This window comes from Leucobacter sp. (assembly GCF_053528595.1).
In genome coordinates this window covers 1-15149 of sequence record NZ_JAIVPF010000076.1, presented here as the reverse complement: position 1 = coordinate 15149, position 15149 = coordinate 1, and the positions used below count along the sequence as shown (strand labels likewise).

The 15149-nt window shown below is 72.6% G+C and carries 9 protein-coding genes; all 9 read right to left on the bottom strand.

The window, feature by feature from the left end; all coding sequences use genetic code 11:
* Positions 1-156 precede the first annotated feature (156 nt).
* On the bottom strand, positions 157-978 hold the full coding sequence (locus ACWKZU_RS15550) for a PP2C family protein-serine/threonine phosphatase (RefSeq protein ID WP_449283241.1): 822 nt from the start codon (positions 976-978) through the stop codon (positions 157-159).
* Positions 975-3479: a transglutaminase domain-containing protein gene (locus ACWKZU_RS15545; protein WP_449283240.1), complete on the bottom strand. Its 2505-nt coding sequence runs from the start codon at positions 3477-3479 to the stop codon at positions 975-977. The genes ACWKZU_RS15550 and ACWKZU_RS15545 overlap by 4 nt, the downstream gene beginning before the upstream one ends.
* Entirely contained in the window at positions 3476-4840 is a 1365-nt protein-coding gene (locus ACWKZU_RS15540; protein ID WP_449283239.1) for a DUF58 domain-containing protein, read from the bottom strand. Before ACWKZU_RS15540 ends, ACWKZU_RS15545 begins: the two co-directional genes overlap by 4 nt.
* Complete coding sequence (locus ACWKZU_RS15535) at positions 4837-5829, bottom strand: AAA family ATPase (RefSeq protein WP_449283238.1); 993 nt, start codon at positions 5827-5829, stop codon at positions 4837-4839. The genes ACWKZU_RS15540 and ACWKZU_RS15535 overlap by 4 nt, the downstream gene beginning before the upstream one ends.
* 73 nt (positions 5830-5902) lie before the next feature.
* A complete protein-coding gene (locus tag ACWKZU_RS15530; RefSeq protein WP_449283237.1) occupies positions 5903-11959 on the bottom strand; it encodes an Ig-like domain-containing protein in 6057 nt (2018 codons plus the stop codon).
* Positions 11956-13092 carry a serine/threonine-protein kinase gene (locus ACWKZU_RS15525; RefSeq protein WP_449283236.1) on the bottom strand — a complete coding sequence of 379 codons (1137 nt, stop codon included), beginning with the start codon at positions 13090-13092 and terminating at the stop codon, positions 11956-11958. The genes ACWKZU_RS15530 and ACWKZU_RS15525 overlap by 4 nt, the downstream gene beginning before the upstream one ends.
* 223 nt (positions 13093-13315) lie before the next feature.
* On the bottom strand, positions 13316-14005 hold the full coding sequence (gene rplA, locus ACWKZU_RS15520; protein WP_449283235.1) for a 50S ribosomal protein L1: 690 nt from the start codon (positions 14003-14005) through the stop codon (positions 13316-13318).
* Positions 14006-14017: 12 nt separating this feature from the next.
* Entirely contained in the window at positions 14018-14449 is a 432-nt protein-coding gene (rplK, locus tag ACWKZU_RS15515; RefSeq protein WP_449283234.1) for a 50S ribosomal protein L11, read from the bottom strand.
* Between the two features lie 236 nt (positions 14450-14685).
* On the bottom strand, positions 14686-15149 hold a 464-nt coding region (locus ACWKZU_RS15510), incomplete at its 5' end, for a gamma-glutamyl-gamma-aminobutyrate hydrolase family protein (RefSeq protein ID WP_449283233.1).

Here is a 15149-nt window from a genome sequence, read left to right as displayed (position 1 = left end):
GCGCGACGACGGTCTCGTCGGACGCCTCCGCGGACTCCGAGTGCTCCGCCGATCCCGCCGACCCCGGGCGCCGGTACACCACGGTCGCGTCGTCCGGCTCGGCCCCCGGGCTCGCACCGCTCTCGGACCCGCCCGGTCCGGGGCCCGCCTCCGTGCTCACCGCAGCACCCCCCTCGGCAGTGTCACGGTCAGCGTCGCGTCGTCGGTGGAATCGTCATCGGTTCGGCCGCCGCCGATGTGCCAGCTCTCCCCGCCGGCGAGCACATCGACCACGACGACCGTCACGTTGTCCCGGCCGCCCGCCTCGTTCGCGCGCACGACCAGTTCGTCGGCCACCGCCGCGGCCCGACCGCCCATGGTCAGCGTCGCCCGCAGCTGCTCGTCGTCGAGCTCGGTCGTGAGCCCGTCCGAGCAGATCAGCAGGCGCGACCCCTCCTCCACCGGCAGCAGCCAGCTGTCGGCCGTGCTGTCGACCGAACCGAGCGCTCGCGTGATCACGTTGCGCCCCGGCAGCCGCGCCTCGTCGCGCTCACCGCTCGCGATCATCTCCGCGCGCAGCGAGTGATCGGTGGTGAGCTGGTGCAGCTCGGAACCGCGGTGCAGGTACACCCGCGAGTCGCCGATGTTGATCACCATCCAGTAGGGTCGCCGCTCGTGCGTGACGAGCACCGCGCCGGTCAGCGTGCATCCCGCACCCCGCTCGCGCAGCACGGCGATCTCGTCGACCGCGCGCCGGGCCGCGTCGATCGCGAGGCCCACCTCGCGCACGGTGGAGAACTCGCCCGGGCGCACCGTCGCGGTGAACGCGTCGATCGCCGCGCGGCTCGCCTCGTCGCCCGCGTCGTGCCCGCCCATGCCGTCTGCGACGAGGAAGCACGGGTACTCCGCGACCCCCCAGTCCTCGTTCACCGCACGCCGCATCCCCGGATCGGTTCGCATGGCGCAGCCGAGTTCCGGTTCGGTCTGCAACCGCATCATCGCCCGCTCCTCTCTCTCGTTCGTCGTCGCTGACGCCGCCGGGACCTCGGGACGAGCGATCGCAGCGAGTACGCCGCTCGCAGTCTCGCCCGGAATCCGGCTTCCGCCCGTCGTGCGGCCAGTGCGTCGCCGACGAGTTCCTGCACCCGAGCCGCATCGTCTTCGGAGATGCTCTCGCGAGCATATACGGCCCGGTCGACCGTCCACGCGATCCAATCGCCCCCGGGCACCCCGAGCTCATCGGCGATCTCCCGCCGGCCTCCGGATCCGGACGGCTCCGCTCCGAGATCGGCGTACCCGTCCAACAGCTCGTGCCAGGCGCCCACCGCGCGCACCTCCGGCGACTCCGCGTCCCGCCGCCGCGCCCCGCGAATGCGTTTTGCAATGGGGAGGAACAGGATCGGCAGCGCGAGCAGCAGGAGGGCGAGCACCGAGAGCCCGGCGAACCGCAGAATCGGCCAGAGCGCGGCGAACCCGTCACGGTTCGGATCGTCGGGTTCCTCCGCCGACTCCCCGCCCGTGCCCCGCGGAGGGTCCGACTCGCTCGCGTCGACCTCCTCCGGCACCGTCGGGAACTCGGGCAGCTGCTCGCCCCGGTCGAGGGACGTCGGGGGCGCCTCGAGCTGCGGGCTCACGTCGATCGACGACCAGCCGGCTCCCTCGCCGCGCACCTCGATCCACGCGGCCAGGTGCTCCCCCGTGCAGGCGTCGCTGCACGCCGGCACCCCGGGCACCCCGTGCGACTCGTCCCCGAGACGGACCCCGAGCACGACCCTGGACTCGAACCCCATGGCCCGCGCGATCAGCGCCGCAGCGGCCGAGAACTGCTCGTCGTCGCCGATCGCGGCGACGAGTGCGCGCGCGTCGGCGCCGTCGCCCGCGGCCTCCTGCTGCTCGTTCAGCTGTCGGAAGAGCTGCTCGACCCGAGCGATCGAGTGGCCGCCGGGGCTCGGAACGAACTTGGTGCCGTAGTCGGCGGAGACCGTCTCGAGCCAGACGCGCTCCCCCTCGCCGTCGGTGAGCGAGTGGCTGAGGTATCCGCGTTCGCGCAGGCGCTCGACCGCCTCGAGGAGACCCTCCGCACCCGCGGGCAGCTGCTGGGCGTCGAGCCAGCGCGTCAGCTGCGGCAGCGCCTCCAGGTCGATGAGCGGTTCGGTCTGAGCGGGTCCGCCGGAGAGCCCGGCTGGCTCCTCCGCGCTCATCCGCGCCGCGTAGGCGTCCCCGTCGCGCAGGCCGCGGCCCTCCGGCACCGCGATCGCGGCCCAGCTGTCACGATTCACGTAGAACGCGTCGGCGAGCTCCGCCGCGCGCTCACCGGAGAACTCGGGCGGCGCTGCGAGCGGGGGCGCGAGCGGCAGCCAGATCCCGTCGTACCCCTCGCCCACGCCCACCCGCACCTCGGCCTCCTCCGAGACGGCCTCGCCGCTCGGGAACCGTGCGAACCGTCCGGATGCACCGGGGGACACGAAGAAGTCGACGCCGTCGTACTCGTCGAGCACCGCCATCCGCAGCCGCTCCGGCAGAGCGCCCTCCGCCTCGACGGTGAACATGACCTGCCCGAAGCGGTCGTCGCGCTTCGCCGACCGGTACCCGGCCAGCGGGCTCGACTGCTCGCGCACGACGAGCTCGGGATCGATCCGGTCGCGGGGCACCCGCCGATCGCCGTCGATGAGCGGCACGACGGCGGCGCCCGTGGCGAGCGCGACCACCACGATCGCGAGTGCGCTGACGGCCCGGGTCGCCGCGTTGCGGCGCAGCCCGCCTGCGCGCACCGCCGGCTGCGAGGCCCGGCCCAGGCGCAGCGCGGCACGGCGGCCGACGCCGGACGTCCAGGACACCCACACCGCTCCGGCCGCGCACACCGCGGCCCAGAGCGCGAGCTCCCTCGGCGCGGGGATCCCGATCGGCCCGATCGCGAGCGGCGCACTGACCTGCGAGGAGCCGAACACGACGCCGAAGGCGACGGGTGCGAGCGCCGGCAGCGCGGCGAACGGAGCGGCGCGGCCGCCGCGCAGACCCAGCTCGGCGATCAGCGCGGTCGCCCCGGTGACGACGACGAACAGCGGCACGAGCACGGCCTGGTAGGTGCCCACCGGAAGTGCGAGCGTCAGCAGCTGCTTCCAGCCGAGTGCGACCGCGGCGAGTCCATCGCCCAGCCCGCGCAGCAGCGCGGCCGGTCCGGCGCCGAGGGCGCTCGGCACGGCGAGCGGCACGATGACGGCCGCGCAGCCGAGCAGCAGGACGACGCCGGTGAGCGGGCCCCAGCGGAATCTCCGTCCCAGCCAGACCACCGCGAACGCCAGCAGCCAGCCGACCCCCGCGACCACCCACACCCACGAGGTGCGGTAGATGGGCATCGCGGAGAGCACGCCGAGCACCGTCGCGAATGCGCTCAGCGCCGCCGTCGCAGCGGACATCCCGGCGTCGGTGCGGGGCGCGCTGCCGGATCCCCGCCTCGCCTCGCCGCCGCGACTCGACGAGCCCCGCCGTGCCGCCGTCACGCGAGCCCTCCCCGCATCATCAGCTGCGGAAGATCCCCCACCGCGCCGACCGTGCAGAAGGTGGCCGAATCGACGAGTCTCGCCACGGGATCCGCGAGCTGCTCGCAGCGCAGCACGATCACTCGCACATCCTCGGCGAACGAGACACCGGCTCTGCGCAGGCGCGTCGGGGACGGCACCGACCCCGTGACGACCGCGACGATCGAGAGCGGCCGCCGCGACTCGGCGAGATTCCGGGCCAAACGCTCGATGGGCAGCGCGTCCTCCGCCGGTTCGAGTTCGGACCACGCGTCGAGCAGCTGGGTCGGGGTCTGCGCCGGAAGCTCCTCGAGGCCGTCGATGCTCGGCCGGATCCGCCCGGGCGTCCACTGCGAGGCGATGAAGCGCTCCCGGCCCTCGCGCACGGCCTGCAGACCGAGCGAGGCCGCGACGCTCACCCCCAGCTCGAACTCCTCGTCGCTCGCGTACTCCGCCCGATTCGCGTCGAAGAGGACCGCCGCGCGCGCGGTCTGCGATTCCTCGTACTGCCGCACCATGAGGCTGCCGGTCTTCGCCGTCGACTTCCAGTGCACGTGCCGAAGCGCGTCGCCGCGCACGTAGTCCCGCACCGCGTGGAACGACAGGTCCGAATCCGTGAGGCGCCGGCTCGACGCCCCTTCGAGGTCTCTCACGAGGCCCGACGACCCCGGCGGCAGCAGCACGGTGCGCGGGTGCACGTGGATCAGGTGGCGGTCACGCCACGTGATCTCGCGACGAACGAGCCCGAGCGGGTCGCGCCGCGCGAGCGTCATCGGCCCCACCTCGATCACTCCGCGCGACGCGGCGGGGACGTCGACCGGCACGACGGCCGAGCCCCGCGGGCCGATGAACGGCACCGCGATCTCCCGCAGCGCCTCGCCGACCGGCAGTTCGGCCGTCGCGGGCAGCGCCGGACGCGCGCCGGCGTTCTCGACCTCCACCGAGAGGTGCACCGATCCCCCGGCGGTCACCCGCACCCGATCCACCACGATCCGGATCAGATAGGCGCGCGAGCCGAGCAGGAACGGGAGCCCGATCAGCAGCGTGACGGCGAACACCACCGCGACGAACCAGGCCTCCGCCCAGCCGAACGCCGCTCCGAGGATCGCGGAGAGCACGGCGACGCCGGTCACGAAGTAGCCCGTCGGCGTGACGGTCTCCCGGGTGCGCCGCCAGGTGCGGCGCAGCTTCCGGCGGTTCCGGCGCCACCAGCGGCGGAACCGCCGCCGTCCCGCCCCGATGCTCCCGGGAACCTGCTGGGTCTGACCGAACCTGGTGGTCGTGCTCCCGCGGGTGCCCGTCCCGGTGTCCGAAACCGGGGCGCGTGAGGTCTCGAGTCTCACGCGGTACCGTTCTCCTGCGGTGCCGAGATGTCGAGCAGGATCTGGCCGAGCACCTGCGCCGGGGTGACGCCGTCGAACTCGGCCTCCGGCTCGAGCACGAGCCGGTGCGTGAGCACGGGCATCGCGAGGTCGCGCACGTCGTCGGGCGTGACGTAGTGCCGGCCGCTCGCGGCGGCCCAGGCCGAGGCGAGACGCACGAGCGCGAGGGCCCCGCGCACGCTCGCGCCGAGGCGCACCTCGCTCGCGCGTCGCGTCGCCTCGACCAGGCGCACGGCGTAGTCCGCAACGAGCGGGCTCACGTGGACCCGTGTGATGAGATCCTGCGCCTGCGTCACCATCCCGGTCGTCACGACCGGTGAGAGCGGATGATGCGCCGAGCGGTCGCCCTGGAGGATGCGGGTCATCGCGGCCTGATCCGGGTAGCCGATCGAAGTCTTCACCATGAACCGGTCGAGCTGGGCCTCGGGCAGCCGGTACGTGCCCGCCTGCTCGACCGGGTTCTGCGTGGCGATGACCAGGAACGGGCTGCCGACGTCGTGGGACGTGCCGTCCACCGTCACCCGTCCCTCCTCCATCACCTCGAGCAGTGCCGACTGCGTCTTCGGGCTGGCGCGGTTGATCTCGTCCGCGAGCACGACGTTGGCGAAGATCGGGCCGGGGTGGAACTCGAACGCGCCCGCGCGCTGGTCGAAGACGGTGATGCCGGTGATGTCCCCGGGCAGCAGGTCCGGCGTGAACTGGATGCGGGACGACGTTCCCTGCACGACCTGTCCGAGCGCCCTCGCGAGGGCGGTCTTGCCGGTGCCGGGCACATCCTCGAGCAGCACGTGGCCGCCGGCCAGCACGCACGCGATGACGAGTTCGACCACGCGGCGCTTGCCGTGGATCACCTGCTCCACGGCGTCGGCGGTCGTGGCGAACAGCTGCGAGACCCACTGCGCCTGTTCCGGGGTGATGGCCTGGGTGGCGGTCGGTGCGGGAGCGTTCATGCGAGGTTCCTTCGGCGGTGGGACGGGAGGGTGGGTCGGTCTGGGTGCGCGGACCGGGCGCGAAGCCGGGCGCTCACGGCGTCTCCGGCGGGGGCGTCGCGCAGACGGGCACGCTGATCACGGCCGCGTTGAGCGGGTAAGGACTACCGCCCCAGCCGATCGTCACGGGCATGCTGCCGCCCGCGGCCGTTCCCGCCACCGGCTTCGCGTACTGCTGATCGGCGTTGGTGTACGTGAAGAGTTCGCGCAGCCCCTGCTCGTCCGGAGGGGCCGCCGTGTCGTAGCAGACGTCCGCCTTCAGCGCGACGGTGACCACGTCGGGTACGGTCTTCCACCCGACATTCGACGCCGGCGAACAGTGCTGATCACCCGGCTCTCCAACGCACTGCTGCACCGTGATGCCCTGCGCGAGCACGAACTCGTCCGTCCCCGTGTTGCTGAATCTCAGCACGGTGTCGCCGTTCTTCTGCACATCGAGCACGGCATTGCCGTTCCCGTCCCGCACCAGATCGTAGACGGCAGTAGTTCCGTTGACTACCGGGTCTTGCGAGATCGTGTACTCCACCGAAGGGGCTCCCAGCTCCGACCCGATGACGGTCCGGCCGGTCATCGCGGTGCTCACCCCGTAGTCGCTCCGCAGGCAGGCCATCGCCCGGTACATCCGGTACTTCCTCAGCTCGGTGAAGCTCGACGAGCTCTGCCCCTGATCCGTGCAGCTCGCCGGGTCGCCGGGGACACGCGCGATGGTGTACCGGTTCGTCACGGTCTCGCCGTTGTGCGCGCCGGCGGCGTCCACCGAGACGACGGCCGAGGTGTCCCCCGTGCTCGTCAAGGTCGCGCTCGCCAGGCGCGGTGCGCCGATGACATAGCCGTCTCCCTGCCCCGCGGAGCCGGTGGCGCTGCCGCCGCCGATCTCGGGCACGTCGAAACGGGTCACCGGAGTCACCGCGAACGAGATCGGGCCGACGTCGAGGCCGGTGTACTCACGCGATCCGCTGGATCCGTCGATCGTGCCTCCGTCGACACCGCGGTAGGAGACCGTGAACTGCCTCGTGTCGCTGGAACCGGACACCGCGAGGCGCACGCCGCCCGTGTTCTGGTCCGTGTTCGCAGGATTCTTGATCGATTCCACCGTCACCGTGGGGGTCGCGGGCGCCTCGTAGGCCCACGCGGTCACGGCGGTCGACGCCGCCGACGAGCCGACGGGGTTCACCGCCTGCGCGGTGAACTGGTGCTTCTCGCCGTTCACGAGCCCGGAGGCCACGCACTGGAAGACCGAGGCCCCCGCGGCGGAGCAGCTCGTCGAACCGCCGCCCGTGAGGGTCACACCCGAGACCTGGGGGTGGGCCTGGCGCCCGCCGAGGGTGACCGTGAAGCTGGCGCTGTCGCGGGTGTAGCCGGTCTGCTGGATGCTCGGCCGGCTGGGGATGCCCTGCGCGTCGAACTCGATGACGCCGTCGCCGGTGCGCCCCTGCGCGTCGATCACGGTGAAGCCCACGCGGCACGTGCCGCCCACCTCCGGACCGCCGGGCCACGAGACCGACACGCCCGAATCCCCCACGCGGGTGAAGCTGCCGTATGCGCAGCCGGTGTCGCTCACCGAGACGAGCCTGAGCCCGCCGCCGCTCTTGCCCGCGAACGGGTCGTGCTCGCCCGCGACGCCGACGAGCTGCGTCGCGCAGTCGCCGCCGACCGTGCACTGCAGCGCCACCGTCCCGCCCCGGGGCAGGTCGCGCGGTGCCTGACCGACGCGCAGCGTGAGCGGGGCACGCGATTCTCCGGCTCCCGTGATCGACACCGAGAGCGACTCCTGGCTGCCGGGCACCGCGTCGGCCCGGGCCTCGACCTCGAGCGACGCGCCGTTCCGCGAGACCGCGAAGAGGGAGCTCGCTCCCGAGACCTCGAACCGCAGCTTCGACAGGTCGCCCTCGCGGCCGCCCTGCCAGGCGACCATGTCCGCGAGCGCGATCTCGGCGCTCGCACCGGGATCGATGGTGCGCGTCAGCGCTGTCGCCTGCGCGGAGGGCTCCTTGGGCACGATCACGACGGAAACCGGCAGGGTGGTCCAGGCCCGCTGACCGACGAGTCGCGCCTGCATGAGGCACGTGTCGCTCCACGGCGCGTCGCGGCCGGCGGTGTAGCGCAGGCGGTCTGCGGAGATCGCCTCGCACGTCGCCTGCGATCGGCCGACGGCGAAGACGCCCCGGCGCAGCTCGACCCGGTCCCCCGGACCCGCATCGACGAGGTCGCCGACGGAGACCTCCTCCTGCGCGTTCTCGTCGACGGTGATGGGGGGCGCCCCCGGCTTCAGCGTGAGCCGCAGCTCGTCGAGCGGAGGAACGATCAGCAGGCCGTACGACGAGACGCGCTCGCCCGAGGCGTCGACACCGGTGAGCCTGAACACGACCGTGTCGCCGTCGGGCCGGTACTCGCCCGAGATCCTCGACCCGGAGGCGCGGTAGTCGTCGCCCGACCCCGCCCACAACGAGAGCTTCAGCGTCGACACGTCGCCCGTCGCCCAGCGCACCTTGTCGGTCACCACGTCGACCCCGCCCGATGCCAGTTCCGCGCGATCCCGCACGTTGAGCACGGTATCGGTGACCGACGGCGCCTGCGCCCCGACGCGCTCCGACGTCTGCACGACGATGAGCCCGTCGGCCGTGCTGCGCGTCGCCTCGGAGCGGATCGTGTAGCGGTAGGACACGGTGCCCAGATCCTGGCCCGGCTTCACCGTGACGCGTCCCTGGTCCAGTTTCGAGAGATCGAGTCGCTCTGCGAGCCGCTTCGCCTCGCCGCTGCTCGCACCGCCGGCCACGTTCGGCACGACCGACTCGATCGTCAGCCTGCCGCCGGCCTGGTCGATGTCGTTGTCGAGCGGGTGCACCACCGCAGGGTCGCTCTTCGGCGTGAGGCGCACGTAGTCGGTGGACGCGACGATCCCGCTCGAACCCGAGCCCGGCACGACGATCACGTTCAGAACGCCGGTGCCCGCGCCCCCCTCGGCGTCGCGCACCGTGTAGGCGAGCCTGGTCTCGCCCGCCGAGGCGCCGGCGGACGCGCTCACCCGGAACCCGCTCCCGGTATCGTTCAGGGTCGCCGAGACGCCGGCGTCGGAATCGCCGTCGACGCCGACGAGGCGCACGCGATCGCCGTCCGGATCGACGCCCGAGAGCGGTGCGCGCACCTGCGCGGTCTCGCCGGGGCTCACCCGCACCGTGAGGGTCTCCGGCTGCGGGTCGCGGTTGGCGCCCGTGGGGAGCACCGTCACGATCACGGATCCGAGATCGCTCGCAGCGGGATCGCTGGCGCCGAATGCGGTGTAGCTGAGCCGATAGGTGCCGGGCTGCTTCGGGGCGAGGTAGCGCAGCACGCTGCCCGAGGCGAACGCGAGCTCTCCCTTGGTCCCGGATCCGACGATGTCCGGGTGCAGCACGAGGCGCTCCCCCGGGGCCGCCACGTCGTTGTCGAGCACCCGGATGTCGACGACGGATCCCGCGCGGACCACCGCGGTGTCCGCGACGGCGATCGCCCCGGTCGAGCCGGTCTCGGGGACCTGGAACACCGTGAGCCGCCCCTGCGCGCGAGCCTCGCCCTCCGCCACCGTGACGTCGACCGCGCCGACGCGGCCGGCCGCTCCGTCCGGGGTGCCGCCGGCCACTCGCACCTGCGCGTGCTCGATGACGTCGGCGCGCAGCTCGCCGTCGGCGACCTCCGCCCGGTCGACGGAGAGCGCGCGCGAGGCCGCCCCCGGGATGGCGTCGAGGATCTCGACGGTCGTGTCCGCGAGCGGCCGCACGAAGGCGCGCAGCGCGGGGAGCGCGAGCGTCGGACCGGCCGGGGTGGCGGTCACCCGCAGCTGACCGGTGATCTCGGCGGCCGTGACGGTGTCGCGGATCGTGACCGTCACGGTCGCGGAGCCCGCTTCGCCGGCCTCGATCTCGACGGCTCCGCTCGCGGCCCTCGGGCTCACCCGCACCGTGCCGCTCGGGTCCACGGCGTCGAGCAGCGCGTACGAGCCCGATCCGCCGGCGACGCGCTCGAGCGGCAGCACCGTCGCCGTGCGCCCGACCTGCACCGTGGTCGCCATCGACGTGAACTCGGGCGTCGCAGCCGGATCCACCGCGATCGTCAGCTCGCGCTGCGCCTCCGCGCCGCGACCGTCGCGCACCGAGAGGCGCAGCGCGATGTCGGAGGCGCCGGCGTTCGGATCGGTGTGACGCACCGCGAGGCGGCCGTCGGCCGTGACGATCGCGCGCACCGGATCCTCCGAGCGCACCGCCTCGGCCCCCGCGAGCATCATGACGTCGCCCTCGGGATCGACCCAGCCTTCGAGCACCGGGTACACGAGGGTGCCGCCGGGCGCGATCGAGGGGACGCCCCACTCGCGCTGGCATCCCTCGACCGGGCACCACGCGGGTGCGGTGTTGGTCTCGTCCCCCACCACCGTCAGCGTCACCGTCGCCGGCTCCGACAGGAGCTTCCCGTCCGTGACGCGGTATCGGAAGGTCGCGGTACCGCTCGCGTCGGCGGCCGGGTGCACGGTGAACGACTGCCCGTCCGGCATCAGCTGCAGGGTGCCGAACGACTCGGGCAGGGGCCGCTCGCCGATCGACTCCGGCACGATCGTCAGCACGTCGCGCTTGTTGGCGTCGAAGTCGTTGAGCAGCACCGGCACCGGCGCACTCTCTCCCCGCCGCACTCCGAAGGCGTCGTCGACGGCGGTCGGGGGCACCTGCTCGGTGACCTCCTCGACGACGACGACGCCACGATCCTCCTGCGGCGGGTCCGACAGGCTCCACTGCGAGAGCGGGATCAACGCGCCATCCGGGAGCGTCCAGAGCATCCCCGTCCGCATCTCGTTCAGCACCGCGCGCGAGCCGTTCGAGCGGATCACCGGCCGCAGATCCCCGGTCTCGCGCGCCGAGTCGTCGAGTTGCAGCCCGCGTTCGCCGTCCCGGGAATCCCACAGCGTGCCGGAGTTCTGCCCGAGCCAGGCCGCGTACCGCTGTCCACCCACCGAGACGGGCTGCGCGGGGGTGCCGTTCGCCTCGACCGCGCGCGTCTGCACGCCGTCCTCCGCAACGCGCACGAGCCCGGCGGCATCCGCGATCAGCACGTCGTCGTCCTGGCCGGGCGTACCGCCCGGGCCCCGCTCCACGTCGCTGGCCTGCAGCCGCGGCGCGCCCTGGAGGTCGAGCACGATCCTCGACCCGCCCTCGCGCCAGAACTCGCCGCTCTCCCCGTCGAGCAGCACCCAGTCCCCGCCGACGAGGGCCAGCTGCGGGGACTGCGCATCGCGAGCCGCCTCCGGCACCCGGGCCTCGCCGATCGCGGTGCGGCTCTCGAGATCGTAGCGGCTCAGCACGCCGTCCCCCTCGGTGAGCACGGCGAGCACGCCGGTCTCGGTGAGCGCGATCGCCGCGGCCCGCGCATCGTCGCCGGCTTCCTCCTCCGGACGGCCCTCCGATCCGCCCCCGTTCGGGTCGATGCGCACGAGGGAGGCGAGCCGCGCTTCGATGTCCTCGGTCGGGGCGTCGGAGAGGTCGCCCGACGGGGCAGGTCCCGTCTCGTCCCCCGGTGCGAGGTCGCCGGCGTACACCGCCCCGGTCTCCGTGCGCAGCGCCACGAAGCGTCCCGCGCTCAGCACCTCGCGCGTCCCGTCCGGCAGACGCACCGCGGCGGACTCGCCGGCCGCTCCGCCCGACGGCCCCGCGGCTGGATCCGAGGGCTCTCCGCCGACGGCGACGGTCCCGGATTCCGCCCCGGACTCCCCGGCGGGGTCGCCCTCCGAGGCCGCGTTCTCCGCGGTGGCGCCGAGGTCGACCGGCGCCGCGGGATCCACCGCCCAGGCGCGTCCGTTGCCGTTGGCGAGCACCACTCCACGAGCCCCGCTCTGCACCACGTCGCTCGGGTCGGAGACCTTGCGCACGAGGTCGAGCTCCCCCGTGTCGGTGTTCACCCGCGCGTACTGCCCGGCCTCGCGCGCCACCCACACGCCGGGCTCCTCGCGCGGCGTCTCCCGCGCATCGTATCCGTTCGCGATCACCGCGATCGTCGCGACGAGCGCACAGGTCACCGCGCCGGCGATCCACCACTGCGCCCGGCGCAGAGCGCGAGTCCGTTCGCTCATCCGCCGCGACCCATCAGCGTCCAGACGATCGCCGCGATCCCGGCCACGCCGACGAGAGCCGCACCGGCGCCGATGAGGCCCGCGCGCAGCGGCGACGTCGGACGGTCGAGGAGCAGCCCGTCGCCGTCGGTGCCGCGCTTCTGAGCGAGCATCTCGGCCCGCGCCTCCGCGCGGGTCACCCGCGCGACGGAGCTCACCACGGGCCCGCGCGTCCCCGTCTGCACCGACTCGGATCGCGGCAGCCAGGCCTCCGCCACCACCTCGAGCGGGGTGACATCGTAACCGTACGAGCGCTGCAGATCCTGCAGCACCTCGCCGAACTCGCGCATCGACGCGAAGCGGTCCTGCGGCTGCTTCCGCAGCGCACGGGCGACCACCTCGTCGAAGAGGTCGTAGCCCTGCGCACCGGGAATCCCCTGATAGACCGCCTTCGAGATCCGCTCCGCGAGCTTCGTGCGGGAGTTCTGGGACCGGTCGGGCAGCTCGAACGGGGATCGACCCGCCGCGAACGAGTACAGCGTCGCACCGAGCGACCACACCTCGGTCGCCACGCTCCCGCTGCTCTGCATGCCGATCACCTCCGGCGCCGACCAGGGGATCGACATCGCCAGCTCCTCCTCGACCCGCTGCCTCCCGAGCACCTGCGCGATACCGAAATCGGAGAGCGCCGGGCGACCGAGTGTCGTGAGCAGCACGTTCGAGGGCTTGATATCCCGGTGCAGCACTCCCGCACGATGCGCCGTCTCGAGCGCACCGGCCATGCGCACCCCCGCGTCGAGCACCTCGCGGAGCTTCGCGGGCCGGCCCTTGGTGAGCGCCCCCATCGACGCCGGGCAGAACTCCATCGCCAGGTAGGGATACCCCTCGAGCGAGATGCTCGCCTCGTAGATCGAGACCACCGAGGGGTGGCTGCTCAGGCGGGCCATGATGTCGGCCTCGCTCTCGAACACCTCGCGCAGCTTGTCGGTGTCGACCTTGCCGAGGACCGCGCCGTTGAGCACCTTGATCGCGACCATCCGCCGCGGCATGTCCTGCTCGTAGAGGAACACCTGCGCGAATCCGCCCGAGCCCAGCGGGCGGACGTAGCTGAAACCCGGGATCGCCGGTGCACCGGTGGCTGCGCGCGAGTTCACGCCGGCCGTCCGAGGCGGTCTGCACCGCGGCGATCTGATACTCGGGTCATCACCCAATTATCCTAGACCGCGGCGGACCGACATCGTCACTTCTCCGCGTCCTCGGGCGCAGCGCCCGATCGACGGCATCGTTCCGCGGCGCCGTTCCCGGGATCCCGCCGTGCGGCGGGTGCGAAAAGGCCCCCGGCCGTTCGCACGGCTGGGGGCCTTTCAACGTGTCTCGTCAGAGACCGGCGACGTCGAGCGGGATGCCCGGGCCGAAGGTCGTCGAGACGGCGCCCTTCTGCACGTACTTGCCCTTGGCCGACGACGGCTTGAGACGCGAGATCTCCTCGAGCACCGAGTTGATGTTGTCGGTGAGCTGCTCGGCCGAGAACGAGGCCTTGCCGACGATGAAGTGCACGTTGGCGTGCTTGTCGACGCGGAACTCGATCTTGCCGCCCTTGATCTCGGTCACGGCCTTCGCCGGGTCCGGGGTCACGGTGCCGGTCTTGGGGTTGGGCATGAGGCCACGGGGGCCGAGCACCTTGCCCAGACGACCGACCTTGCCCATGAGCTCGGGGGTCGAGACGGCCGAATCGAAATCGGTGTAGCCGGCGGCCACCTTCTCGATCAGCTCGTCGCCGCCGACCTCGTCGGCGCCCGCGGCGATGGCGGCCTCAGCGGCCGGGCCCACCGCGAACACGATGACGCGCGCGGTCTTGCCGGTGCCGTGGGGGAGGCTGACGGTGCCGCGCACCATCTGGTCGGCCTTGCGGGGGTCCACGCCGAGCTTGACGGCGACCTCGACGGTCGAGTCGGTCTTGGTGGAACCGGTCTCCTTCGCCAGGGCCACGGCCTCGGCGGGAGTGTAGAACTTGCCTGCCTGGATCTTCTCGGCAGCGGCGCGGTACGCCTTCGACTTCTGTGCCATGTTCGTTACCCCTTAGCCCTCGACCGTGATGCCCATGGAACGGGCGGTGCCAGCGATGATCTTCGAGGCCGCGTCGAGGTCGTTCGCGTTGAGATCGGCCTGCTTCTGCTCGGCGATCTGACGCACCTGCTCGGCGGTGACCTTCGCCACCTTGACGGTGTGCGGGGTGCCGGAGCCCTTCTGCACGCCGGCCGCCTTCTTCAGCAGCTCGGCCGCCGGCGGGGTCTTGAGCACGAAGTCGAACGAGCGATCCTCGTACACGGTGATCTCGACGGGAACGATGTTGCCGCGCTGGGATTCCGTGGCCGCGTTGTAGGCCTTGCAGAACTCCATGATGTTGACGCCGTGCTGACCCAGCGCGGGACCCACGGGGGGTGCCGGGTTGGCGGCGCCGGCTGCGATCTGAAGCTTGATCAGACCGGTCACCTTCTTGGCTTTTGCCATGACTGTTTCCTTTCCTCGAACGGGTCTCCCCGCTCTCCCGCGATTCCGGCCGATCCGGATGCGGTCGCGTTCGGTCGGCGCACGCCAGAGACGCTCGCAGACGCAAACCACATAATCTTACCCGATCCGCGGCGATCCCGCACCCGCGGCGCACCCCGGCCGCTGGAGCGCCCCGCGCTCGCGAGGCGCGACCCCGCGAGCGCGGGGCGAGCCCTCACCCGCTCCGGCCGTGCACCCTAGGCGGCCCGATCGGCGGCGTACTCCGTCGCGGCCACGACGAACGCTCTGATCAGGTCGAGTCCCTCCGGGTCGAGCCGCTCCTCGGGGTGCCACTGGACCCCCAGGCAGAACGAGCCGTCGGCGGTCTCGACGGCTTCGACGACGCCGTCGGGGGCGACCGCCGTCGCGAAGAGCCCCTCCCCGAGCGCATCGACGCCCTGGTGGTGGTGCGAGGCGATGTCGAGGCTCCTGCGCCCCACGATCCGCTCGAGCAGCGTGCCCTCGTGCACGCGCACCGGATGGGAGGTGAAGGTGCCGATCTCGTCCCGGTGCGGAGTGAGATCGACGTGGTCTCCGAGGTGCTGCGTCAGCGTGCCGCCGAGTGCGACGTTGATCACCTGCAGCCCGCGGCAGGCGCCGAGGACCGGCATGCCGCGCCGCTGCGCCTCGCGGACGAGCCGGATCTCGAGCTCGTCCCGCT

Coding starts and splice junctions, on each gene's coding strand:
- ACWKZU_RS15530 (WP_449283237.1), bottom strand. CDS start 11,959: ATGAGCGAACGGACTCGCGCTCTGCGCCGGGCGCAGTGGTGGATCGCC.
- rplK (WP_449283234.1), bottom strand. CDS start 14,449: ATGGCAAAAGCCAAGAAGGTGACCGGTCTGATCAAGCTTCAGATCGCA.
- ACWKZU_RS15550 (WP_449283241.1), bottom strand. CDS start 978: ATGATGCGGTTGCAGACCGAACCGGAACTCGGCTGCGCCATGCGAACC.
- ACWKZU_RS15535 (WP_449283238.1), bottom strand. CDS start 5,829: ATGAACGCTCCCGCACCGACCGCCACCCAGGCCATCACCCCGGAACAG.
- rplA (WP_449283235.1), bottom strand. CDS start 14,005: ATGGCACAGAAGTCGAAGGCGTACCGCGCCGCTGCCGAGAAGATCCAG.